This is a genomic window from Streptomyces sp. NPDC001056 (assembly GCF_053598955.1).
The window spans coordinates 86,603-108,770 of record NZ_JBSFLI010000018.1; the positions used below are offsets into that span (position 1 = coordinate 86,603).

The following is a 22,168-nucleotide window of genomic DNA, read 5'->3' on the forward strand; positions in this document are numbered from 1 at the left end:
CCATGGTGACGTACGCGCAGGCGCAGGAGCGCGCCGAGGAGTGGATCAACGGCGACGTGCCCGCGTACCAGCACCGCGAGGTGCGGGTGCGGGAGTTCGAGCTGGGGTTCGTGGTGTGGGGCGAGGACCGGGCGGAGGGGCCGCGTTCGGACGCGGGCGCCCAGCGGCTGGTCATCGCCCGGGACAGCGGTGAGGCCACGTTGTGGCCGGCGCTGCCGGTGGGTGAGGTGATCCGCCGGTACGAGGAGGAGTACGGCCGCCCCGACGGGCCCGAGGACGCGGCGCCGGCGCCGGCCGCGGCGCGGGTGGACCTGAATCAGACGTCGTTCCTGCTGACTCCTCCGGAGTGGTTGCAGGAGGCGGCGGACAAGATGGGGATAGGGGAGCGGCGGCAGCCGGCCGCGGATTCCGGCGCTTCGCAGGGTGCGGGTGTCCCGGTCGAGGGCTCCGGCGCTTTCGAGGGTCCCGGGCCCGTGGCCGGGGGTGAGCCGGCGCAGACGCAGGCAGGGCCTTCGTTCGCTCCTGCTGCTCCTGCTGCTCCTGCTGCTCCTGCTGCTCCTGCTGTTCCCGCTGTTCCCGCGGCCGCCCCGCCGCCTCCTCCCGCTCCCGCTCCGGTTCCCGCCGACGTGCCCGCCGGGGCGACCCCTTGGGCGGGTACGGACACGAACGGGGGCGCCGGTGAGGAGGACGACCGTTCGGTGCCGTTGCCCGCGACGGTGTTCGCGCCGCCGCTCGGCGGTTCGGACGACGACGCGCCGAGGTCGCCGGCCTCTGTGCCGGACGCGAAGACGGCGTTGATGCCGGGCGGCAGTCAGCTGCCGCGCACGGCGGTCGCTCCGGCGCTGGACCTGCCGAACGCGCCGGGAGCACAGGGTGGTTCGCCCGTTCCCGGTGGTGCGCCTTTCGCGCCGATGGGGAGCACTCCGCCTCCGGTTCCCGGTGCGCCGGTTCCCGGTACGCCGCCCCCGCCGCCGGTTCCGGGTGCCCCGGCCTACGGCTACCCGCAGGCACCGGCGGGTCCCGCCACCCCGCCGCCGGGTGGCGCGCCCGCTCCGGGCGCCCCCGTCTACGGCTATCCGCAGGGGCCCGGCGCCGCGCCAGTGCCGCCGGGCGGCACTCCGCCGCCGGGTGTCCCGCCGCAGGGTCACCCGCAGGCGCCGGGCGGTCCGAACGCACCGCAGCCGCCGAGGGGTCCGGGTGGTCCGGGTGCGTCCGAGCGCCGGCTCGCGCCGAACGCCGGGGACATCGCGGACGCCGCGACGAGCAAGGCCGCGCCGCCGCCGAGGAAGGCGCGCGGCGGGGTGGGCGTGCCGCCTCCGCCGCCGGGTGCCCCGGGCGCTCCGGGTACGCCGGGCGCGCGCCAGGGGAGTGCGCCGCCTCCGCCTCCGCCGGGTGCGTCGTCGGGCGGCGGGTACGTGCCGACGCGTCTCGTGTCCGCGATCGGTCCGGAAGGTCTCGACGAGCAGGACGGCACGGCGGGCGGCCCGGGTGCGCCGGACACGCCGGGTGCTTCCAAGCCGCCCACGACGCCCCCGGGCGACGTGCACCACGCGGCCACGATGCTGGCCGACCCCGCCCGGCTGGGCCCCGGCGCGCCCCAGCCTCCGGCGGCCCCGGGCATGCCCGGCGCTCCGGGCGCCCCCGGCATGCCCCCCGCGCCGGGCGGCGTACCGCAGCCCCCCGGCGTACCGCAGCCCCCCGGCGTGCCCCAGGCCCCCGCGGCTCCGGGCATGCCCCCGGTTCCCGGTGCCCCGCAGCCCCCTGGCGCCCCGGGCGTGCCCGGTGCCGCCGGGGTGCCGGGTGCTCGTGGTGCCGTGCACCAGGCGGAGACCATGCTGGCGGCGCCTCCCGTGGGCGGCCCCGGTGTGCCCCCGCCGCCTGCCGCGCCCGGCGTGCCCGGTGCCCCGGGGATGCCCCCGGGTATGCCCGGCACCCCGCCGCCGATGCCCCCCGCCGGCATGGGCGCCCCCATGCCGGGGCAGCCCCCGGCGTACGGGTATCCGCAGGCCGGGCAGCCGACGGTGGGCCCCGGCTACCAGGCCGTACTGCGGTACCGCGCGCAGGACGGTTCGGAGCAGCAGCTGATCCGGCGTTCGGCGCCGGGTACGCCGCATCCGGAGTGGCAGATCTTCCACGAGCTGCGGTCGATGAACGTGCCGCCGGACCAGGTGCTGGAGCTGCACACGGAGCTGGAGTCGTGCGAGCTGCCGGGTGCCTACTGCGCGCGGATGATCCGGGAGCAGTGGCCGCAGGCGCGGATCACGAGCATCGCTCCGTACGGCACGGACCATGCGAGCCGGCAGCAGGGGATGCGGCAACTGCTGGCGCACCAGGGCGAGTTGCACCAGGTGGCGGACGGTCCCGCGCGGCCCGCGCCGGTGCGGGCGCCGTTGCCGCCGGTGCAGGCCGCGCCGCCGGTGCCGCCGGAGGCCGCCGGGCAGGAGCTGGCGGCGGCGTTCGGGCCGGGGGTCTTCCGGTTCGAACAGCAGGCGGTGTCCCGGCAGGGGGTGCCGCCGGTCGTGGCGCACACCCTGGTGGTGGCCGGACTGCCGGTGGACATGGGCCCGTTCTTCTGGGCGCAGGCGCAGCCGGGCCGTCCGGTGCCGACGCTGGCGGAGCTGGCGGCCGAGCGCGGCGTGCAGCCGGCGGCGGACGCGGGGTCGTACCTCGTGATGGGCACGGACTTCGGCAAGGCGCTCTGTGTGCAGTACGGGACGGCGAACATCGTGGCCGTGCCGGTGGAGGCCGGTCCGGGCGGCGCGCCGGTGCCGCCGCAGTTCGTGAACACCGGACTGCCGGAGTTCGTGCGCTGCCTGGCGCTGCTGGGCCGGATGTGGCGGCTGCGGTACGGGTTGAACCAGGAGCAGGCGGGCCGCTGGACCGTCGACTTCCAGGCGCAGCTGGCCGCGCTGGACCCGGCGGCGCTGGGGTCGCCGGAGAGCTGGTGGTCGGTGCTGCTGGAGCAGATGTGGGACGGGCTGCTGTAGCCCGGCCCGCGGGAACACGCCGAGGAAGGTGAACCGCGGCACTCCGCCCGTGACACGGCTGCGGAGTGTCGCGTTATGAACAGTTACGCCCGATCCGTCACGATGTGCGCGAACTCTTGCTGTCGTGCATGTCCGTCGGAGAGGGGTTCCCGAGGTGAGCAGGGCATGGATGCCGCCGCACGGCTTCGCGACCGTCCGGGGGCGGGGTTACCGCCCCGACCAGGTCGACGCGTACCTGGAGGCGCTGTCCGGGGACCGGGACGCCGCGTGGGAGCGTGCCGCGCGGCTGACCGTGCTGGCCAAGGACATGGCGGCGGAGGCCGCGCGGCTGCGCGAGGTCGTCTCCCGGCTCCGGCCCCAGGAGTACGACACGCTCGACGAGGGCGCCCGGCAGTTGTTCCGGCTCGCGTTGGAGGAGGCGCGGCAACTGGGTGAGCGCGCGCGGTGCGAGGCGCGGGAGGTGGCCGCGCGGGCGGAGGCGGACGCCGAGGGCGTGCGCCGGGCGGCGGAGGAAGCGGCGCACGCGCTGCGCTCGGAGGCCGACGAACGCGCCCGCCAGATCCTCCTCGCCGCCCGCGCCGAGGCCGACGACCTGCGCATCGGCGCCCGGCGCGCGGTGAAGGAGGACCGCAAGGAGTCCCTGGAAGCGCTGCGCGAGGTGCGACGGCGCACCGCGGACCTGCTCGCCGAGCGGTCCCAGGAGGAGGCCGAGCGACTCGCGGGGGTCGAGCGCGAGGAGATCGAGGAGGCGGCCGCGCTGGAGGCCCGCCAGGAGGAGCTGGCGGCCCGCGCCGAGGCCGAAGTGACCGCCGCCAGAGCCGCGTTGGGGGAGGCCGAGGAGTACGCCCGCCGCCGCGAGGAGGAGGCGGGCATCCGCGCGGCCGCGATCCTCGCCGACGCCCACGCGCGCGCCGACCGCATCGCCCGCGAAACGGAACGGGTGCTGCGCGAGCACAGCGCGACCTGGGACGACGTGCAGGCCCACATGGACCATGTGCGCAGCAAGCTGACCGCGCTGACCGGTCAGGCGGTCGTGGAGTAGCGGAGTAGCGGAGTAGCGGAGTAACGGAGCAGCGGAGCAGCGGAGTAGCGGAGTAGCGGCCCGGGGTGGAGACGGACCCGCCCAGGGGTGGAGACGGACCCGCCCGGGGGTGGAGACGGACCCTGAGAACGGGTCCACCCGAGGGTGGGGGTCCCCTAGGGGTATCTCCGTACCAGGGGTCGGGGAGGGCTCGTCCCGGCGGAGGACGAGCTGGGGAAGGGGCGTTCCTTAAGCTGGCTTCAGGCCGCTGGGGGGCGGCCGGCCCGACCGGCGGGGTGGGGTTTTCCCCCTGCTGAAGAGGGGGCTCCGCACCAGCGCGCCGCACCCTCGTCGGGCGCGAGACTCATCGACGTAGCCGGAACCACGTACGACGTGGCCGGAACCCGCATGCCTCGGCCGCCGGGGCATCGCACACACTCTTACCGACCGATATAGGAGACATACCGTGACATCGGCTGTGACCGTTCCCAGGCACGGGGGCACTGGAAGGAGCACGGCCGTTGCCGCGCGGGCGCGGCAGGTCGTGAAGGCCTACGGCTCGGGGGAGACCCGTGTCGTCGCCCTGGACCAGGTCGACGTGGACATCGCCAGAGGCCAGTTCACCGCGATCATGGGACCCTCGGGGTCCGGCAAGTCCACGCTGATGCACTGCCTCGCGGGCCTGGACACGGTGACGAGCGGTCAGATCTTCCTGGACGAGACCGAGATCACCGGCCTCAAGGACAAGAAGCTCACCCAGCTGCGCCGGGACCGGATCGGCTTCATCTTCCAGGCGTTCAACCTGCTGCCGACGCTGAACGCCCTGGAGAACATCACACTGCCGATGGACATAGCCGGCCGCAAGCCCGACCGCGCCTGGCTGGACCGGGTGGTGGAGACCGTCGGTCTCGCCGGCCGGCTCAAGCACCGGCCGACCCAGCTGTCCGGCGGCCAGCAGCAGCGCGTCGCCGTGGCCCGCGCGCTCGCCGCCCGCCCGGAGATCATCTTCGGTGACGAGCCGACCGGAAACCTGGACTCGCGCGCCGGTGCGGAGGTGCTGGGCTTCCTGCGCCGCTCGGTGGACGAACTCGGCCAGACCATCGTCATGGTGACCCACGACCCGGTCGCCGCCTCGTACGCGGACCGGGTGCTCTATCTCGCCGACGGCCGGATCGTGGACGAGATGTACCAGCCGACGGCCGATCAGGTCCTGGACCGCATGAAGGACTTCGACGCCCGGGGCCGTACGTCATGACCGTCCTGAAGACCTCGATGCGCAACTTCTTCGCGCACAAGGGCCGCATGGCGCTGTCGGCGGTCGCGGTCCTGCTGTCGGTCGCCTTCGTGTGCGGCACGCTGGTGTTCACCGACACGATGAACACCACCTTCGACAAGCTGTTCCAGGCGACCGCCTCGGACGTCACGGTCAGCGCCAAGGGCTCCTCCGACACCGGCCAGACCACCTCCCGCACCGGCAAGCCGCCGGTCATGCCGGCCTCCGTCCTCGGCACCGTCCGCACGGCGCGCGGCGTGCGGTCGGCCGAGGGCACGGTGTTCTCCACCTCGGTGACCGTGATCGACGCCCAGAAGGACAAGCTGTCCCCGAGCAGCGGCGCCCCGACCATCGTGGGCAGCTGGAACGGCAATGACGCCCGCACCATGGACATCACCAAGGGCGCGGCGCCCAAGGGCCCGGACCAGGTCATGGTCGACCAGGACACCGCCGACAAGCACCACCTGAAGCTGGGTGACGACATCGGCGTGATCTCGGTCGTGGGCACGCACCACGCCCGCGTGTCCGGCATCGCCGCCTTCAAGGTGACCAACCCCGGCGCGGCGATCTTCTACCTGGACACCAGGACCGCCCAGCAGACCCTGATCGGCCGCACCGGTGTCTACACCGACGTCGACGTCACCGCCGCCAAGGGCGTGACGGACGACCAGCTGAAGAAGAACGTCACGGCCGCCCTCGGCCAGGGCTACAAGGTGCGCACCGCCAAGGAGGTCGCCGACGCCAACCAGAAGAGCGTCGAGAGCTTCCTGGACGTCATGAAGTACGCGATGCTCGGCTTCGCCGGGATCGCCTTCCTGGTCGGCATCTTCCTGATCATCAACACCTTCTCCATGCTGGTCGCCCAGCGCACCCGCGAGATCGGTCTGATGCGCGCCATCGGCTCCTCGCGCAGGCAGGTCAACCGCTCGGTGCTGGTCGAGGCGCTGCTGCTCGGGGTGATCGGCTCCGTGCTCGGTGTCGGCGCGGGCGTCGGCATCGCGGTCGGCCTGATGAAGCTCATGAGCGGGATGGGCATGGAGCTGTCCACGGACGACCTGACGATCGCCTGGACCACGCCCGCGCTCGGCCTGCTGCTGGGTGTCGTGGTCACCGTCCTCGCGGCCTATCTGCCCGCCCGCCGGGCCGGCAAGGTCTCCCCGATGGCGGCCCTGCGCGAATCCGGCGCCCCGACCGACGCCAAGTCCGGGGCGGTGCGCGCCGTGCTCGGACTGGTGCTCACCGGTGCCGGCGGCTGGAGCCTGTACGCCGCCGCGACCGCCGACAAGGCCAAGTCCGGCTCGGGTCTGCTGGGCGTCGGCGTGCTGCTCACCCTGATCGGCTTCGTCGTGATCGGCCCGCTGCTCGCCGGCGGCCTGGTCCGGGTCCTCGGCGCGATCATCCTGCGGGTCTTCGGCCCGGTCGGCCGCATGGCGGAGCGCAACGCGCTGCGCAACCCGCGCCGCACCGGTGCCACCGGCGCCGCCCTGATGATCGGCCTCGCCCTGGTGGCCTGTCTGTCGGTGGTCGGCTCCTCGATGGTGGCCTCGGCGACCGACCAGCTGGACAAGACCGTCGGCGCGGACTTCATCATCCAGGGCGACCAGGAGTTCACCTTCGTCAAGCCGCAGATGGTGCGGCAGATCAAGGCCACGCCGGGCCTGGAGCGGGTCACCGAGTACAAGCTCCTCGACGCCACGCTGAGCACGCCGGACGGCAAGGTCTCCAGGAACCAGACGATCAACGCCGCCGACGCCACCTACGCGAAGGACCTGCGCACCAAGACGGTCGCCGGTGACCTCGCCGACGCCTACCGGCCCGACTCCATGTCCGTCTTCGAGGGCTTCGCCAAGGAGCACGGCATCAGGCTCGGCTCCACGGTCACGGTCGGTTTCAAGGACGGCCGGGCCGCCAGGCTGACGGTCCGCGCCATCACCAGCGACGACGTCGTGATCGACAAGGGCGCGATGTACGCCTCGATCGCCACCGCCGCCAGGTACGTGCCGGCCGACCGGATGCCGCTGGACCAGCTCGTGTTCGCCACCGCCAAGGACGGGCAGCAGGCCGCCGCCTACACGTCGCTGAAGCGGACGCTGCGCGCCGACCCGGCACTGACCGTGCGCGACCAGACCGACTACAAGAAGACGCTCAAGGACCAGATCGGGAAGATGCTCAACATGATCTACGGCCTGCTGGCCCTGGCGATCATCGTGGCGGTCCTCGGTGTGGTGAACACCCTGGCCCTGTCGGTGGTGGAGCGGACCCGGGAGATCGGCCTGATGCGGGCCATCGGTCTCTCGCGCCGCCAGCTGCGGCGCATGATCCGCCTGGAGTCCGTGGTGATCGCCGTCTTCGGCGCCCTGCTCGGCCTCGGCCTCGGCATGGGCTGGGGCGCGACCGCCCAGCAGCTCCTCGCCCTCCAGGGGCTGAACGTCCTGGACATCCCCTGGCCGACGATCATCGCCGTCTTCATCGGTTCCGCCTTCGTGGGGCTGTTCGCCGCCCTCGTCCCCGCCTTCCGCGCGGGCCGCATGAACATCCTGAACGCCATCGCCACGGACTAGCCGCCGCGGGCACGGCCGACGACCACCGCATACGGGGGTTGCGGGGGAGCACCCGGTACCGAGGAGTCTTGGGGGACTTCTCGGTACCGGGTTCCGCCGTTTTGCTGTGTTTGTTCCGGCCTTTGTTTCTCTGGTCCGGCCTTCCGGCGGACGGTCCCGGGCGGCCGGGTGGGAAACGGGGGTCCACGGGGGAGCTCCCTGGGGCGGCAGGGCGGCAGGGCGGCAGGGCGGCCGGGCGGCAGGGAAGCGGGGTTGTCCACAGGCACCGGCGCCGATCCCGACGGCGTCGTACGCTGGACACCCCCGGTCGCGCCCCGCGCCGGGCTGCTTGCGTTGCCCACCCTGGACGGAAAGCCCCATGAGCCTGCACGGTCTGCTCGACGCCGTCGTCAAGGACCCCGCTCTCGCGGAAGCGATCACGGCGGCCGCGGACGGCAACCGTATGCACGTCGACCTCGTCGGCCCCCCGGCGGCCCGGCCCTTCGCGGTCGCCGCCCTCGCCCGGGAGACCGGCCGTACCGTGCTCGCGGTCACGGCGACCGGCCGCGAGGCGGAGGACCTGGTCGCGGCGCTGCGCTCGCTGCTGCCCCCGGAGGGCGTCGTGGAGTACCCCTCCTGGGAGACGCTGCCGCACGAGCGGCTCAGCCCCCGCAGCGACACCGTCGGCCGGCGCCTCGCCGTGCTGCGCCGCCTCGCCCACCCCCGCGCCGACGACCCCGAGACCGGCCGGGTCTCCGTCGTCGTGGCGCCCGTACGGTCCGTGCTCCAGCCGCAGGTCAAGGGGCTCGGCGACCTGGAACCCGTGGCCCTGCGCACCGGCCGGAGCGCCGACCTGAACGACGTCGTGGCGGCCCTCGCGGCCGCCGCGTACGCGCGCGTGGAGCTGGTGGAGAAGCGCGGCGAGTTCGCGGTGCGCGGCGGCATCCTGGACGTGTTCCCGCCCACCGAGGAACACCCCCTGCGCATCGAGTTCTGGGGCGACGACGTCGAGGAGATCCGCTACTTCAAGGTCGCCGACCAGCGCTCCCTGGAGATCGCCGAGCACGGCCTGTGGGCGCCGCCCTGCCGCGAGCTGCTGCTCACCGAGGACGTCCGCGAACGCGCGCGGGTCCTCGCCGAGGAACACCCTGAGCTGGGCGAACTCCTGAACAAGATCGCCGAGGGCATCGCGGTCGAGGGGATGGAGTCCCTCGCCCCGGTCCTGGTGGACGACATGGAGCTGCTCCTCGACGTGCTGCCGCAGGGGTCGATGTCCGTGGTCTGCGACCCCGAGCGGGTCCGTACCCGCGCCGCCGACCTGGTCGCCACCAGCCAGGAGTTCCTCCAGGCGTCCTGGGCGGCCACCGCGGGCGGAGGCGAGGCGCCGATCGACGTCGGCGCGGCCTCCCTGTGGTCCCTCGCCGACGTCCGCGACCGGGCCCGTGAGCTGGGCATGATGTGGTGGTCGGTCTCCCCCTTCGCCGCCGACGAGGAGCTGGAGGCGGACACCCTCAAGCTGGGCATGCACGCCCCCGACACCTACCGCGGGGACACCGCCCGGGCGCTCGCCGACACCAAGGGATGGCTCGCCGACGGCTGGCGCATGGCGTTCGTCACCGAGGGGCACGGCCCGGCCGCCCGCACCGTCGAGGTGCTGGGCAACGAGGGCATCGCGGCCCGCATGGACGCCGACCTCGGCGAGGTGAGCCCGTCCGTCGTGCACGTCTCCTGCGGCTCGATCGAGTACGGCCTCGTCGACCCGGGGCTCAAGCTCGCCGTGCTCACGGAGACCGACCTGTCCGGCCAGCGCACCGCGACCCGCGACGGCGCCCGGATGCCCGCCCGCCGCCGCAAGACCATCGACCCGCTCACCCTGGAGCAGGGCGACTACATCGTCCACGAACAGCACGGCGTGGGCCGCTACATCGAGATGGTGCAGCGCACCGTGCAGGGCGCCACCCGCGAGTACCTGGTCGTGGAGTACGCCCCCGCCAAGCGCGGCCAGCCCGGCGACCGCCTCTACATCCCCACCGACCAGCTGGAGCAGATCACCAAGTACGTCGGCGGCGAGGCACCCACCCTGCACCGCCTGGGCGGCGCGGACTGGACGAAGACCAAGGCGCGCGCCAAGAAGGCGGTCAAGGAGATCGCCGCCGACCTGATCAGGCTCTACAGCGCCCGCATGGCCGCCCCGGGGCACGCCTTCGGCAGCGACACGCCCTGGCAGCGCGAGCTGGAGGACGCCTTCCCCTACGCCGAGACCCCGGACCAGCTCACCACCATCGCCGAGGTCAAGGACGACATGGAGAAGTCGGTCCCCATGGACCGGCTGGTCTGCGGCGACGTCGGCTACGGCAAGACCGAGATCGCGGTGCGGGCCGCTTTCAAGGCCGTACAGGACGGCAAGCAGGTCGCGGTCCTCGTGCCCACGACGCTGCTGGTGCAGCAGCACTTCGGGACGTTCTCCGAGCGGTACGCGCAGTTCCCGGTCAACGTGAGGGCGCTGTCCCGGTTCCAGACCGACACCGAGGCCAAGGCCGTCCTGGAGGGCCTGCGCGAGGGCGCGGTGGACGTCGTCATCGGCACCCACCGGCTGTTCTCCTCCGAGACCAGGTTCAAGGATCTCGGTCTGGTCATCGTGGACGAGGAGCAGCGCTTCGGCGTCGAGCACAAGGAGCAGCTGAAGAAGCTGCGCGCCAACGTGGACGTCCTCACCATGTCCGCCACCCCCATCCCGCGCACCCTGGAGATGGCGGTCACCGGCATCCGCGAGATGTCGACCATCACCACCCCGCCCGAGGAGCGCCACCCGGTACTCACCTTCGTGGGGCCCTACGAGGAGAAGCAGATCGGCGCCGCCATCCGCCGGGAACTGCTGCGCGAGGGCCAGGTCTTCTACATCCACAACCGGGTCGAGTCCATCGACCGCGCGGCGGCCCGGCTGCGCGACATCGTGCCCGAGGCCCGCATCGCCACCGCGCACGGACAGATGTCGGAGGCGGCCCTGGAGCAGGTCGTGGTCGACTTCTGGGAGAAGAAGTTCGACGTCCTGGTCTCCACCACGATCGTCGAGTCCGGCATCGACATCTCCAACGCCAACACCCTGATCGTGGAGCGCGGCGACACCTTCGGCCTCTCCCAGCTGCACCAGCTGCGCGGCCGCGTCGGGCGCGGCCGCGAGCGGGGGTACGCGTACTTCCTGTACCCGCCGGAGAAGCCGCTCACCGAGACCGCGCACGAGCGGCTCGCGACGATCGCCCAGCACACCGAGATGGGCGCGGGCATGTACGTCGCGATGAAGGACCTGGAGATCCGCGGCGCGGGCAACCTGCTCGGCGGCGAGCAGTCCGGGCACATCGCGGGCGTCGGCTTCGACCTGTACGTGCGCATGGTCGGCGAGGCCGTCGCGGACTACCGGCGGCAGCTGGAGGCAGGGGAGCCCTCGGCGGGAGGAGCGGAAGAGGCCCCGCTGGAGGTCAAGATCGAGCTGCCCGTCGACGCGCACGTCCCGCACGACTACGCGCCCGGCGAGCGGCTGCGCCTACAGGCCTACCGCGCCATCGCCTCCGCCGACTCGGAGGAGGACATCACGGCCGTCCGCGAGGAACTCACCGACCGCTACGGCAAGTTGCCCGAGCCGGTGGAGAACCTGCTGCTGGTGGCCGGGCTGCGGATGCTCGCGCGGGCCTGCGGCGTCGGCGAGATCGTCCTTCAGGGTGCCAACATCCGCTTCGCCCCCGTGGAGCTGCGCGAGTCGCAGGAACTGCGCCTCAAGCGGCTCTATCCCGGTACGGTCATCAAGCCGGCCGTGCACCAGGTGCTGGTGCCCCGCCCGAAGACCGCGAGGGTCGGCGGCAAGCCGCTGGTCGGGCGCGAACTGCTGGCATGGACGGGGGAGTTCCTGGCCTCGGTGCTCGGGTCGTGACCCGCACTTCTTCCGGGCCGCGGCCCGCATCCCCGTAGCCGGCTCGACGCCGGTGCCGCGGCCGCCCCGCCGTCGCTCGGAACGCGGGTGCGAACCGGCGCACGGACCTCCCGTCCGTGCGCCTGCGCCCGTCCGCCACGTGCCCCGCCGCACGCCCGCTTGCCCCCGAATCGTCCCTTAGGGGCCCATCTGCCGCTCTGGAGCGGGCAGTTACCGTAAGGGGCGGAACGATCCGCCCCGCTTCCGAGGGCGGACCCACAGGGCGAGCGAGGGGGGCGCGGCATGACGCGTCTGAAGAGCGGTGCGGTCGGTGCGGTGGTCGTACTGGCCGCCGTGGCAGGCTGCACGTCAGGCCAGGACAAGGGGGCCCCGGGCCCGGGACCGAAGAGCGGCGGGGGCGCCGTGCTGACCGCCGCCGAGGCGCTGCCGGTCAAGGGGCGGGCCCCGAAGACCGGTTACTCCCGGGAGCGGTTCGGCAGCGCGTGGGCGGACACCGACGCCAACTCCTGCGACACCCGGGACGACATCCTCAAACGCGACCTGAAGGACGTGAGGTTCACCGGCGGCCGATGCAAGGTCTCCTACGGTCTGCTGGACCCGGACCCGTACTCGGGCAAGGAGATCACCTACCGGCGCGGCGCCAGCAAGGTCGACATCGACCATGTCGTCGCCCTCTCGGACGCCTGGCAGAAGGGCGCCAGGTACTGGGACGCGAGCAAGCGGATCGCGCTGGCCAACGACCCGCTCAACCTCATCGCGGTCGACGCGGGTGCCAACCGCGGCAAGGGCGACGGGGACGCGGCCACCTGGCTGCCACCGGACAAGGACTACCGCTGCCCCTACGTGGCGACGCAGGTGGCGGTGAAGAAGAAGTACGCCCTGTGGGTCACCTCCGGCGAGAAGGCGGCGATGGAGAAGGTCCTCGCCGCCTGCCCGGACCAGAAGCTCCCTTCCGGCGGCAACCCGACCGAGGCCCCCGCCCGCTTCACGGCGCGCTAGGGACCGGGTCGCGTCCCGCCGGGGCCGGCGGAGTTCCTCAGCGGACGCGGGGCGGCGGGGCGGGGCGGCCCGCCTTCTCCCAGGCGACGAAGGTGTTGGTGCGGGCGTGGACGAACGCCTTGACCGGGTCGGCGGAGTACGTCCACGGCACGCTGCCGATGTATCCGCCGACCGCCCGGAACTGCTCCACGGCCTCCGCGTACCGCTTCTTCTGGAACAGCATCTTGGCCAGCAGGTGCCGCACCAGCGGCAGCCGGTGGTGCCCGGCGGGGACCCGGTCCACGGCGTCCAGGGTGGCGTCGATGGCCGCGTCGACGAACGGCCGGCCGTACACGGGCTCCTCCGGCTCCCGGACGGCGTGCTCGTACAGCGCGTACAGGCGCAGCACCGGCAGCAGGCTGCCGGGCGGGGCGGCGGCCGCGGCCTGCTCGGCGAACGCGTACATCAGCTCGTGCGAGCCACGCCACTTGGCGCACCAGTACTGCAGGGCGCTGGTGTGGGCGCCGAAGTGGTGCGGGTCGCGTGCGGTGATCTCGGCCCACAGCGCCCGGAAGTCGTCGTGCGACCAGCCGAGGCCCAGGGCGATGGTGATCTGCGCGATCCAGGGGCAGGGGTCCTCGGGCGCCATCCGCGCGGCCTCCCGGCAGGCGGGCAGCGCCTCGGCCAGCAGCCGGTGGAAGCCCTCGAACTGCTCGGACGTGGTGTGCTTCGCCGTCTTCGCGCCGCGGACCTTGCCGGCGAGCGAGACGAGCGCGTCGGCGTGCACGAGCGCGGCGGACGGGTCGTCGGGGTACTCCGCGCGCCAGGCCCTGACCCAGGTGTCGTCCTCGGCGGCGGCGTGCACGAGGATGCCGAGCCGGTACCAGCGCAGGTCCCAGTCGCGGCCCGCCTGGGCGAGGTAGCCGGCGGCGCGCCGCCAGTCGCCGGCGAGCGCGGCCGCGGCCACCGCGTCGGCCTCGGGGTCGGGGCCGGCGTACCGCTTGTCGAGCTGTGCGGCGGGCACCAGACCGTACGCGGCGGGGTCGATGTTGACCGGCGTCTTGGCCTTCGCCTCGGCCCGCAGGGCGCGAGCCTTGCGGGCGTTGCGCGGGATGGTGACGGCCGCGTAGACGAGGAGGCCGGCGCCGGCTATGTCGATCAGGACGTTCATACCGGGTCTTTTCGGGGGTCGGGGCCGCCGGGGGAGGCGGCCGGGGGAGGTTGGCGGGGGGCGGTGCGGGATGCGGACCCGGTGCCGTCGAGCGGACCGCGGGCGCTGCCGAGCAGCAGGGTACGCAGGGGTGCGGTGACGGCCGGCTCGGTGACCGCCCGGTCCAGCGCCTTCGGCAGCTCCTCGGCGAACCACGGGGGTGCCGTCTGCCGCACCGGGGGCCCGGCCCAGCACAGCTCCCACCGGCACAGTCCCGTCTCCAGCGCGGAGCGCAGGGCCAGTTGGCGCAGGGCCGAGCGGAGGGCCGTCCGGGCGAACTCGCGCGCCGCGCGGCCGCTGCTGCGGGCGGCCTGCTCGGACCGGGGCAGCAGGGCGGCGAGGTCGTACAGCAGCCCGTGGTCGAGCAGGTCCAGGAGGTGGTGCAGGGCCACGGTGCCGGAGGTGGCCGTGGTGCCGGTCAGCCGGGCCATGGCCGCGAGCAGCGGCTCGGTCTCCCGCGCGAAGGTCTCCCGCCGGGCCTGCCACGGCAGTTCGGCCCAGGGCACCCGGCGCTTGGCCAGTGCCTCCTGGCTGAGGGTGGCCTGCTCCAGGTCGGCCAGGAGCCGCTCCGGCGCCTGGAGCAGGGCGGCGGCCGGACGCCGCACGAGGGTGAGGGTGTCGTCGTCCCCGGACGGGGAGGACACGGCGAGCGCCGTCAGCACCTCGATGCGGTCGGCCGTCGGCGGGTGGGAGTCGTACGGCGACCGCGCCCCGGAGATCTCCTCCGGCAGCGGTTCGCGCGCCAGGGCCGCCAGCTGCGTCCGCCGGGTGCCGTCCGCGAGCAGGAGGGCGAACCCGCCGTAGAACTGTCCCTCCGGCGGCAGCAGTCCGGCGTCCCAGCCCATCAGGGCGTAGCTGTGCAGGTAGAGGTCGTCGGCCGCCTCCAGCGCGGGGATGCGGCGCAGCGCGTCGGCGGTGGTGCCGGGACCGGCGATCCGGGCGGCGACCAGGTCGGCCGCGTACTCCTGGCGGCGGCTGACCGCCTCGGTCAGCCGCAGGCACAGCTTGGCGTACGCGGTGAAGACGAGGGCCAGGTAGTGGTCCGGGCCCCGGGTGCGGGCCCGCTTCAGCGGTGGCGGCCTGCCCTCCGCCCGGCGCCGCGCGGCCTTGGCGGCGAACTCGGCCTTCTCCTCGGCCTCCTCGCGCGCGGCCCGCTCCTTCAGCGTGCCGACGGTGTGCGCCAGCCTGCCGCGCAGCGCCGCCACCAGGTTGCCCAACCGCGTGTCGTGGTGGGCGTAGTGGCCCAGTTCGTGTCCGAGTACGGCGTCCAGCTCGGCCTCGGGCAGGCCCAGCAGCAGGGCCACGCCGAGGAAGAGCCGCCGTTCGCCCGGGACCAGCCCGAGCATCCGGGCGTCCTCCTGCACCATGGCGACGGCGCCCGGGACGATCCGGATCTCCCCGGGGGGCCGGGTGTGCACCCGTTCGGCCAGCTCACGCACGTGCCGCCACAGCTCCGGCTGCTCCCGCGGCGTCAGCGACAGGCCCGGGGGCCCCGCCTGCTCCTCCTTCTTCGGGCCGCGGCTGAGCACGACGACCCGCAGCACGCACCAGGCGACGGCCAGCGAGCCGAGGTAGCCCTGGACGGTGACGACGGTGAAGGTGCCCCGGGCCAGGACGACGTCCAAGGCCGCCACGGCGCCGAGGAGGAGCAGGGCCAGCAGGTAGAACCCGAGCAGCAGGCCGAGGCCGAGCGCGGCGCGCAGGGAGGCTCCCGGCGCGCCGCGCTCCGCGGCCTTCTCGGCGGCTGCTCGGCCGACGGGGCGGGGACGCATCGGCACCCTTCGCGCAGGACGGAGCGGACGGCGGCGGGCGGGACTACTTCTTCAGCCCGGTCAGGAGCGTCGTCGTCAGCTTCTTCGCGGACGCGGCGCCGTTGTCGCTGCCCGCCGTGGACAGCACGGTGACCAGGTGGCTGCCGGAGCGGGCCGCGACGAGGGTGGTGCCGTTCTGCCACGTGCCGCTCGTCAGCGTCATCGTGTACGCCTCGTCACCGAGCCCGGTGGTGGCCTCGCCGGTCACCTTCACCTTGGCGTGCGCGTCGGTGTCCGTGAACGTGGCGCACTCGGTGGCGACGGTCTGGAGCTGCTTCATCACGGCCGTCCCCTGGGCGGCGGGGAACTCGTCGATCTCCTGGGCGATCTCCTCGGTCTTCTGCCTGTTCACGTAGTCGTTCTGCGCGAACGAGGAGCTGTCCTCGTAGCCGGTCACCTGGATCCAGGACGTGGCCTCCAGCTTGCTGCAGTCCGGCTTGGCGGTCTTCCTGGCGGACGGGGTGAGGAGCTGGGCGCCGCTGTCCGCGGAGTTGTCGTCCTCGACGGCGAACCCGGCCGGGAAGGCCGAGGCGGGCGCCAGCGCCTTCTTCAGCTGCGTGCCCGTGAGCAGGCCGGCGTTCGGGTCCTTGGCCTTGGTCTGCTTGGCGCTCGGGGCGGTGGCGTCCGTGGAGCCGCCGGAGCAGGCGGTGAGGGCCAGGGGCAGGGCGGATGCGACGGCGAGCAGCGTGGCGGCGCGGGACGAGAGACGCATGACAGTCCTTCAGGGGGCTGGTGGAACGGAGAAGTGCGTACGGCGTGCCGTACCGCGTCCGGCGTGGGTCCGGACGGATGGGCGAGAGGAGTGCGGTGGGGCGGGGCCGGGCAGGACCCGGGTCAGGGCGTGGCGGCGATGACGGCCGCCCGCGCGGCGGTGCTCGGTGTGAGCCCGGCCTTCCTGCCCATGGCGCTGTTCCCTCCCCGAACGGCGGTCTTCCTCTCCGGAGACCGCTCGTTCGCTTGGTCAATAAGATCAGAGGCTGTGAACCGAGTCAACATCGTTCACAGTGCATGAGGACGAACACGGCGTGAATGCAGGGATCTTGTGTACGCCGGTATGCTCGGCGCAAACGGGACGAGGGGAGCGGGGCCGGTGCAGGATCAGGCGACAGAGGTGACCGCGGCCGGGATCGCGCGGCTCGCCGGAGTGGGCCGGGCCGCCGTCAGCAACTGGCGCCGTCGGCACGCCGATTTCCCCAGGCCGGTCGGCGGCACCGAGACCAGCCCGTCCTTCGCGCTCGCCGAGGTCGAGGCCTGGCTGCGCAAGCAGGGAAAACTCGCCGAAGTCCCGTTGCGGGAAAGGGTCTGGCAGCAGCTCGCGGGGCATCCCGAGGGCCCGCTCACGGCACTGGTGCACACCGGCTGCGCGCTGCTGCTGATCCATGAGCGCCCCACCGTCTGGCTGGAGGCGAGCGCGGGCTCGGACGAGCGGCTGGCCCGGCTGCTGCCGGACGCGCTGGAGCGGGTGCTCACCCCGCGGTTCGGGGAGGCGGCGGGGCTGCTGATGCCCGGGGCCGGGGCGGGACGAGGTGTGAACACGCCGGGTGGTCCACAGGTGGCGAACAGCGGGGTGACGGCTCCCGGTGTGAACACCCCCCTAAGTGCCCCGCCGCCGGCCTCCGGCGTGCGCACCGAGGACGCCGGTGTGCACACCCGCCCTTCCCTCCTGCCCTCCGTCCCCCTCCTGCGCGGCGCCGCCGAACTCGCCGCCGAGGCCGGGGCACGGCAGGCCTTCGAGTTCCTGCTGGGGCGGCACCTGGACGCCAACCCCCGCCAGTACACGCTCACCCCGTCCGAACTCGCCGCGCTCATGGCCGACCTGGCCGGCCCGGCCCGCAGCGTCCTGGACCCGGCCTGCGGCACCGGCGCCCTGCTGCGGGCCGTCGAGACCCGCCCCGAGCAGTGGCTGCACGCCCAGGACAGCGCCCCCGACCTCGCCGCGCTCACCGCGCTGCGGCTCGCGCTGCACTCGCGCGCCGGTGTGCGCGCCGCCGCCGGGGACACCCTGCGCGCCGACGCCTTCCCCGAGCTGCGCGCCGACGCCGTGCTGTGCCACCCGCCGTTCAACGAGCGCAACTGGGGCCACGACGAACTCGCCTACGACCCCCGCTGGGAGTACGGCTTCCCGGCGCGCACCGAGTCGGAGCTGGCCTGGGTCCAGCACGCCCTGGCCCGGCTCACCGACGGCGGCACGGCCGTCCTGCTGATGCCGCCGGCCGCCGCCTCCCGCCGCTCCGGGCGCCGCATCCGCGCCGATCTGCTGCGCCGGGGCGCGCTGCGGGCGGTGCTCGCGCTGCCCGTCGGGGCGGCACCGCCGTACAACCTCCCCCTGCATGTGTGGGTGCTGCGCCGGCCCGAGCGGAGTCCGGCCTCGCCCGAGGTGCTGCTCATGGACACCGGGCAGTTCGCCGGGGAGGGGCGCGGGGGCCCGGACTGGGCGGCGGTGCGCGAGGCCGTGCTGGACGCCTGGCGTGCCTTCTCCCGCACGGGGCGGCTGGCGGAGCGGCCGGGGCTCGCCCGTTCGGTGCCGGTCATCGAACTCCTCGACGACGACGTGGACCTGGCGCCCGCCCGCCATCTGCCGCCGCCCGCCGTGGCCGACGGCGCCGAGCAGCTCGCGGCGGTGCGCGAACGCCTCGGCGAGACCCTGCGCCTGACCACCGACCTCACCCCGCCGGCCGCCGACCCGGCCCCGCCCGCGCGCTGGCCCCTCACCACCATCGGCGAACTCGCGCGCGCCGGCGCACTGGTGATGCGCACCGGCGGCACCGGCGGCCACGCGCGCCTGCCCGTGCTCACCGACACGGACGTCCTCACCGCCATGGCCCCCTCCGGCACGCTGCCCGAGAGCGACGAGGAGGCCGTGCTGACCGAACCGGGCGACGTCGTCGTACCGGTGCTCGGCGGCGGTTCGGTGGCGCGGGTGATCGAGGAGGCCACGGCGGGCGCCGTCCTGGGGCGCAACCTCGTCCTCCTGCGCCCCGACCGCACGGCGCTCGACCCCTGGTTCCTCTCCGGGTTCCTGCGCGGCACCGCCAACAACCGGCAGGCCAGCAGCTACGCCTCCACCGCCACCCGCCTCGACGTGCGCCGGCTCCAGCTGCCCCGGCTGCCGCTGGACGAACAGCGCCGCTACGGCGCCCGGTTCCACGCCCTGGACGAGTTCGAGCGGGCGCTGCGCCGCGCGAGCCGGCTCGGGGAGCATCTGGTGCGCGGGATGTACGACGGGCTCACGGACGGCACCGTCGCTCCTGACTGAGCGCTGACAACGGTTTGATAGATCCCGGATGTGTTGTCGGCGCCGGGCCATATGCTCGTTCCACACGCCCACTCCAGGCACTTCAGGCAACAGGAGCAGCCATGCAAGGCCACGGCTACAGACAGCCGGCGCAGCCGCCGCACCCCGCGGTACTGGTCCTGCTGCGCGTGCTGTTCGTGGCGATCGGTTTCCTCAGCCTCGGCTTCCTGGCCTGGGTGATGCAGCTGCGACTCGCCTCCGTCACCCGCAGGTCCCTCGACTGGGGGCTGTTCGTGGCGGCGCTGGTGCTGGACGCCCTCAGCCTCGTCCTGCTGGGGAGCGAGCCCGGCGACGAAGTCCACACCGCCGGCGGCTATACAGGCATCTTCCTGCTGTTCGCCACGCTGGCCGCCGCCACCGGGTACTACCTCGTCGCGGAGATACGCCATTACGCGCGCCGCCGACGCGAGTTCGAGGCCCGCCGGCCGATACCGGCGTACGGCTACCCGGGCCCGTCAGCCGCGTACGCCGCACCCGCCGCCCCCGTCATGTCCGGCGTCCCCACCCCGCCTCCGGCGGCGCCGCACACCCCCGTGCCCGGCCCCCCGCCGCCGCACCGTCCGGCCGCGCGCATCGACCAGGTGCGGGCCGAGCTGGACGAGCTCAGCGACTACCTGCGCAAGCACGACGGGCGGTCCGACGGGCAGCTCGGCGGCGACCGGCCCGAGGACGGAAGCGGAAGGTGACCGTGGCGACAGGACGTCTCGTCGCCGGCCGCTACGAACTGTCCACCCTCATCGGCCAGGGCGGCATGGGCCAGGTCTGGACGGCGTACGACCAGCGGCTCGACCGGCGCGTGGCCGTGAAGCTGCTGCGCCCCGACAAGGTGGCGGGCCAGGAGGCCGACGAGCTGCGCCGCCGCTTCGAGCGCGAGTGCCGGGTGACCGCACAGGTCGACCATCCCGGCCTGGTCACCGTGCACGACGCGGGCAGCGAGGGCGAGGAGCTGTTCCTCGTCATGCAGTACGTCGACGGCGCCGACCTCGCCGACCACCTCGCCGAGCACGACCCGTACCCCTGGCCGTGGGCGGTCGCGGTGGCCGCGCAGCTGTGCGCCGTGCTCAGCGCCGTGCACGCCGTGCCGATCGTCCACCGCGACCTCAAGCCGCGCAATGTGATGGTCAAGCAGGACGGCCTCGTCACCGTGCTCGACCTGGGCGTGGCCTCCGTCATGGACACCGACACCACCCGGCTCACCCACACCGGCTCCCCGATCGGCTCGCCCGCCTACATGGCGCCCGAGCAGGCGATGGGCGGCGCGGTCGGCCCGTACACCGATCTGTACGCGCTCGGGGTGCTGCTGCACGAACTGCTCAGCGGCGACGTGCCGTTCACCGGCGCCACCGCGCTCGGCGTGCTGCACCGGCACCTGTACGATCCCCCGCTGCCCCTGCGCCGGATCCGCCCCGAGGTCCCGGAGACGCTGGAGAGCCTGGTGCTGCGCCTGCTCGCCAAGGACCCGCAGCACCGGCCGGCCTCCGCGCAGGAGGTGTACGAGCACCTGGTGCCGCTGCTGCCCGCGCGCGGCATACCCAGCGGGGCACCCCTGGACCCCACGCGCCCCTTCCTGCGCCCGCACGCCCCCTGGCCCGACCGCGCGCGCACGCCCGCGCCCCGGCCGGCCCCCGCCACCCCGGCGGCCGGCAAGCCCGATGTCGCCGCCGCCGTCGAAGAGGTCAAACGCCTGCTGGGGGAGGGCCGCATCACCCAGGCCGTCGACATCCTGGGTGCGATCCTGCCCGCCGCGGCCGAACAGCACGGCGAGCACTCCCCGGTCGTCCGCACGCTGCGCAAGCAGTACGCGGCCACCCTCATGGACGACGGCCAGTACCGGCGCGCGCTGCCCGAACTGCGCCGGCTCGCCGACGAACGCGCCGCCGAGGCCGGTCAGGCCGACCCGGCCTCCCTGCGCTTCCGCTACGACGCCGCCCAGTGCCTCGAACAACTCGGCGAACCCGCGGCGGCACTCGCCGAGTACCGCGCGCTGCTGCCGTACTACGAGAACCAGTACGTCTCCGGCGACCCGCAGCAGGCCCACGAGGTCCGCCGGCGCATCGGCCATCTGCTGCTCGCCCTCGGCGACCGGCCCGCCGCGCACGACACGCTCGCCCGCCTGGTGCTGGACGTGGAACGCCTCGGCGGCCCCGGCCACCCGATGGCCGTCGAGATCCGCCGCACCCTGCACTGGCTGGGCCAGGTGCGCGGCTAGATTCATCCAGTCACACAGACATCACCGAGCACACCGAGCACGTCAAGCACGTCAAGCACGCCGAGAACCATCAGGGGTGGGTCCATGGCCGGTCACCGGCAGTCCAAGAAGCGCAGATACATCACGTGGGCGGTGGCCGGCGCCGCCGTCGTCGCCGGGGGCGGGCTCGCCGCGCAGACCTCCATGGCCGCCACCACCTGGCCCGCGCAGAAGACCTTCACCGGCCGGGCGTTCGACACCTGCACCGCGCCCTCGCTGTCCACGATGAAGGCCTGGCACACCGGCTTCTACGGTGCCGCCGCCGTCTACGTGGGCGGCAAGAACCGCGGCTGCGCCCAGCCCAACCTCACCGCCTCCTGGGTGAAGTCGGTCAGCTCCCTCGGCTGGAAGCTCGCCCCGATCTACGTGGGTGCCCAGCCGCCCTGCCAGTCCAGCTCCAACTCGGAGAAGATGACCACCACCGACGCCGGCACCCTCGGCACGCAGGACGCCACCGACGCCGTCGCCAAGGCCTCCGCCCTCGGCATGAAGGCGGGCAGCCCCATCTACCTCGACATGGAGGGCTACGACACGACGAACGCGTCGTGCAACACCGCCGTGCTGACGTATGTGCGCGCCTTCGACAAGCAACTGCACGCCAAGACGTACCGGGCCGGGTTCTACGGCTTCACCAGCTCCAGCGCCAAGGCGATCGCCACCGCGTCCGACAAGACGGACCTGCCTGGCAACCTCTGGTACGCGCTGTACGACAAGCAGAACACGACGACCACGGACTGGCCGTGGGGCGCCACGCAGTTCACCGGGCACAGCCGCGCCCACCAGTACATGGTCAACAGCAAGGAGGCGCACGGCGGCGTGACGCTCACCGTGGACCGGGACGCGTGGGACGGTCCGGTGGCGATCACGGGCTGACCGGTGA

Annotated in this window: 13 protein-coding genes; 10 read left to right on the forward strand and 3 right to left on the reverse strand. The window is 73.7% G+C overall.

The window, feature by feature from the left end:
- Positions 1-2: 2 nt before the first annotated feature.
- From ACWDD7_RS21790 to ACWDD7_RS21815, 6 genes are all read left to right on the forward strand, one after another.
- Entirely contained in the window at positions 3-2,987 is a 2,985-nt protein-coding gene (locus ACWDD7_RS21790; protein WP_450458552.1) for an SUKH-4 family immunity protein, read from the forward strand.
- Between the two features lie 154 nt (positions 2,988-3,141).
- Positions 3,142-4,029 (forward strand): DivIVA domain-containing protein, encoded by an 888-nt coding sequence (locus ACWDD7_RS21795; RefSeq protein WP_450458553.1) that lies wholly within the window; start codon positions 3,142-3,144, stop codon positions 4,027-4,029.
- A 445-nt stretch (positions 4,030-4,474) separates the two neighbouring features.
- On the forward strand, positions 4,475-5,263 hold the full coding sequence (locus ACWDD7_RS21800) for an ABC transporter ATP-binding protein (RefSeq protein ID WP_392216079.1): 789 nt from the start codon (positions 4,475-4,477) through the stop codon (positions 5,261-5,263).
- Complete coding sequence (locus tag ACWDD7_RS21805) at positions 5,260-7,842, forward strand: ABC transporter permease (protein ID WP_450458554.1); 2,583 nt, start codon at positions 5,260-5,262, stop codon at positions 7,840-7,842. The genes ACWDD7_RS21800 and ACWDD7_RS21805 overlap by 4 nt, the downstream gene beginning before the upstream one ends.
- Positions 7,843-8,200: 358 nt before the next feature.
- Positions 8,201-11,746, forward strand: a complete 3,546-nt coding sequence (gene mfd, locus ACWDD7_RS21810; protein ID WP_450458555.1) for a transcription-repair coupling factor — start codon at positions 8,201-8,203, stop codon at positions 11,744-11,746.
- 282 nt (positions 11,747-12,028) lie between these two features.
- Positions 12,029-12,745 carry an HNH endonuclease family protein gene (locus tag ACWDD7_RS21815; protein WP_450458556.1) on the forward strand — a complete coding sequence of 239 codons (717 nt, stop codon included), beginning with the start codon at positions 12,029-12,031 and terminating at the stop codon, positions 12,743-12,745.
- A gap of 37 nt (positions 12,746-12,782) precedes the next feature.
- Here ACWDD7_RS21815 and ACWDD7_RS21820 read toward each other — a convergent pair whose 3' ends face one another.
- From ACWDD7_RS21820 to ACWDD7_RS21830, 3 genes are read right to left on the reverse strand one after another with little or no spacing between them, the layout of a single operon-like run.
- Positions 12,783-13,895, reverse strand: a complete 1,113-nt coding sequence (locus ACWDD7_RS21820; RefSeq protein WP_450458557.1) for a hypothetical protein — start codon at positions 13,893-13,895, stop codon at positions 12,783-12,785.
- The gene (locus tag ACWDD7_RS21825) at positions 13,892-15,706 is read right to left on the reverse strand and encodes a M48 family metalloprotease (protein WP_450458558.1); all 1,815 of its coding nucleotides are present in this window, start codon (positions 15,704-15,706) and stop codon (positions 13,892-13,894) included. Before ACWDD7_RS21825 ends, ACWDD7_RS21820 begins: the two co-directional genes overlap by 4 nt.
- Before the next feature lie 43 nt (positions 15,707-15,749).
- Entirely contained in the window at positions 15,750-16,457 is a 708-nt protein-coding gene (locus ACWDD7_RS21830) for a hypothetical protein (protein WP_351864123.1), read from the reverse strand.
- A gap of 378 nt (positions 16,458-16,835) precedes the next feature.
- Here ACWDD7_RS21830 and ACWDD7_RS21835 point away from each other — a divergent pair, with 378 nt between their 5' ends.
- The 4 genes from ACWDD7_RS21835 (at position 16,836) to ACWDD7_RS21850 (ending at position 22,161) form a co-directional block, all read left to right on the forward strand.
- The gene (locus tag ACWDD7_RS21835; protein ID WP_450458559.1) at positions 16,836-19,001 is read left to right on the forward strand and encodes an N-6 DNA methylase; all 2,166 of its coding nucleotides are present in this window, start codon (positions 16,836-16,838) and stop codon (positions 18,999-19,001) included.
- A gap of 101 nt (positions 19,002-19,102) precedes the next feature.
- Positions 19,103-19,726 carry a hypothetical protein gene (locus tag ACWDD7_RS21840; RefSeq protein WP_450458560.1) on the forward strand — a complete coding sequence of 208 codons (624 nt, stop codon included), beginning with the start codon at positions 19,103-19,105 and terminating at the stop codon, positions 19,724-19,726.
- A 38-nt stretch (positions 19,727-19,764) separates the two neighbouring features.
- Positions 19,765-21,249 (forward strand): protein kinase domain-containing protein, encoded by a 1,485-nt coding sequence (locus ACWDD7_RS21845; RefSeq protein WP_450458606.1) that lies wholly within the window; start codon positions 19,765-19,767, stop codon positions 21,247-21,249.
- 84 nt (positions 21,250-21,333) lie between these two features.
- Positions 21,334-22,161, forward strand: a complete 828-nt coding sequence (locus tag ACWDD7_RS21850) for a glycoside hydrolase domain-containing protein (RefSeq protein ID WP_351864115.1) — start codon at positions 21,334-21,336, stop codon at positions 22,159-22,161.
- Positions 22,162-22,168: the final 7 nt, after the last annotated feature.

What these genes read in the sequence shown, in the direction of transcription:
- ACWDD7_RS21790 (WP_450458552.1), top strand. Translation starts at nt 3, where the DNA reads ATGGTGACGTACGCGCAGGCGCAGGAGCGCGCCGAGGAGTGGATCAAC.
- ACWDD7_RS21805 (WP_450458554.1), top strand. Translation starts at nt 5,260, where the DNA reads ATGACCGTCCTGAAGACCTCGATGCGCAACTTCTTCGCGCACAAGGGC.
- mfd (WP_450458555.1), top strand. Translation starts at nt 8,201, where the DNA reads ATGAGCCTGCACGGTCTGCTCGACGCCGTCGTCAAGGACCCCGCTCTC.
- ACWDD7_RS21815 (WP_450458556.1), top strand. Translation starts at nt 12,029, where the DNA reads ATGACGCGTCTGAAGAGCGGTGCGGTCGGTGCGGTGGTCGTACTGGCC.
- ACWDD7_RS21820 (WP_450458557.1), bottom strand. Translation starts at nt 13,895, where the DNA reads ATGAACGTCCTGATCGACATAGCCGGCGCCGGCCTCCTCGTCTACGCG.
- ACWDD7_RS21825 (WP_450458558.1), bottom strand. Translation starts at nt 15,706, where the DNA reads ATGCGTCCCCGCCCCGTCGGCCGAGCAGCCGCCGAGAAGGCCGCGGAG.
- ACWDD7_RS21830 (WP_351864123.1), bottom strand. Translation starts at nt 16,457, where the DNA reads ATGCGTCTCTCGTCCCGCGCCGCCACGCTGCTCGCCGTCGCATCCGCC.
- ACWDD7_RS21840 (WP_450458560.1), top strand. Translation starts at nt 19,103, where the DNA reads ATGCAAGGCCACGGCTACAGACAGCCGGCGCAGCCGCCGCACCCCGCG.
- ACWDD7_RS21850 (WP_351864115.1), top strand. Translation starts at nt 21,334, where the DNA reads ATGGCCGGTCACCGGCAGTCCAAGAAGCGCAGATACATCACGTGGGCG.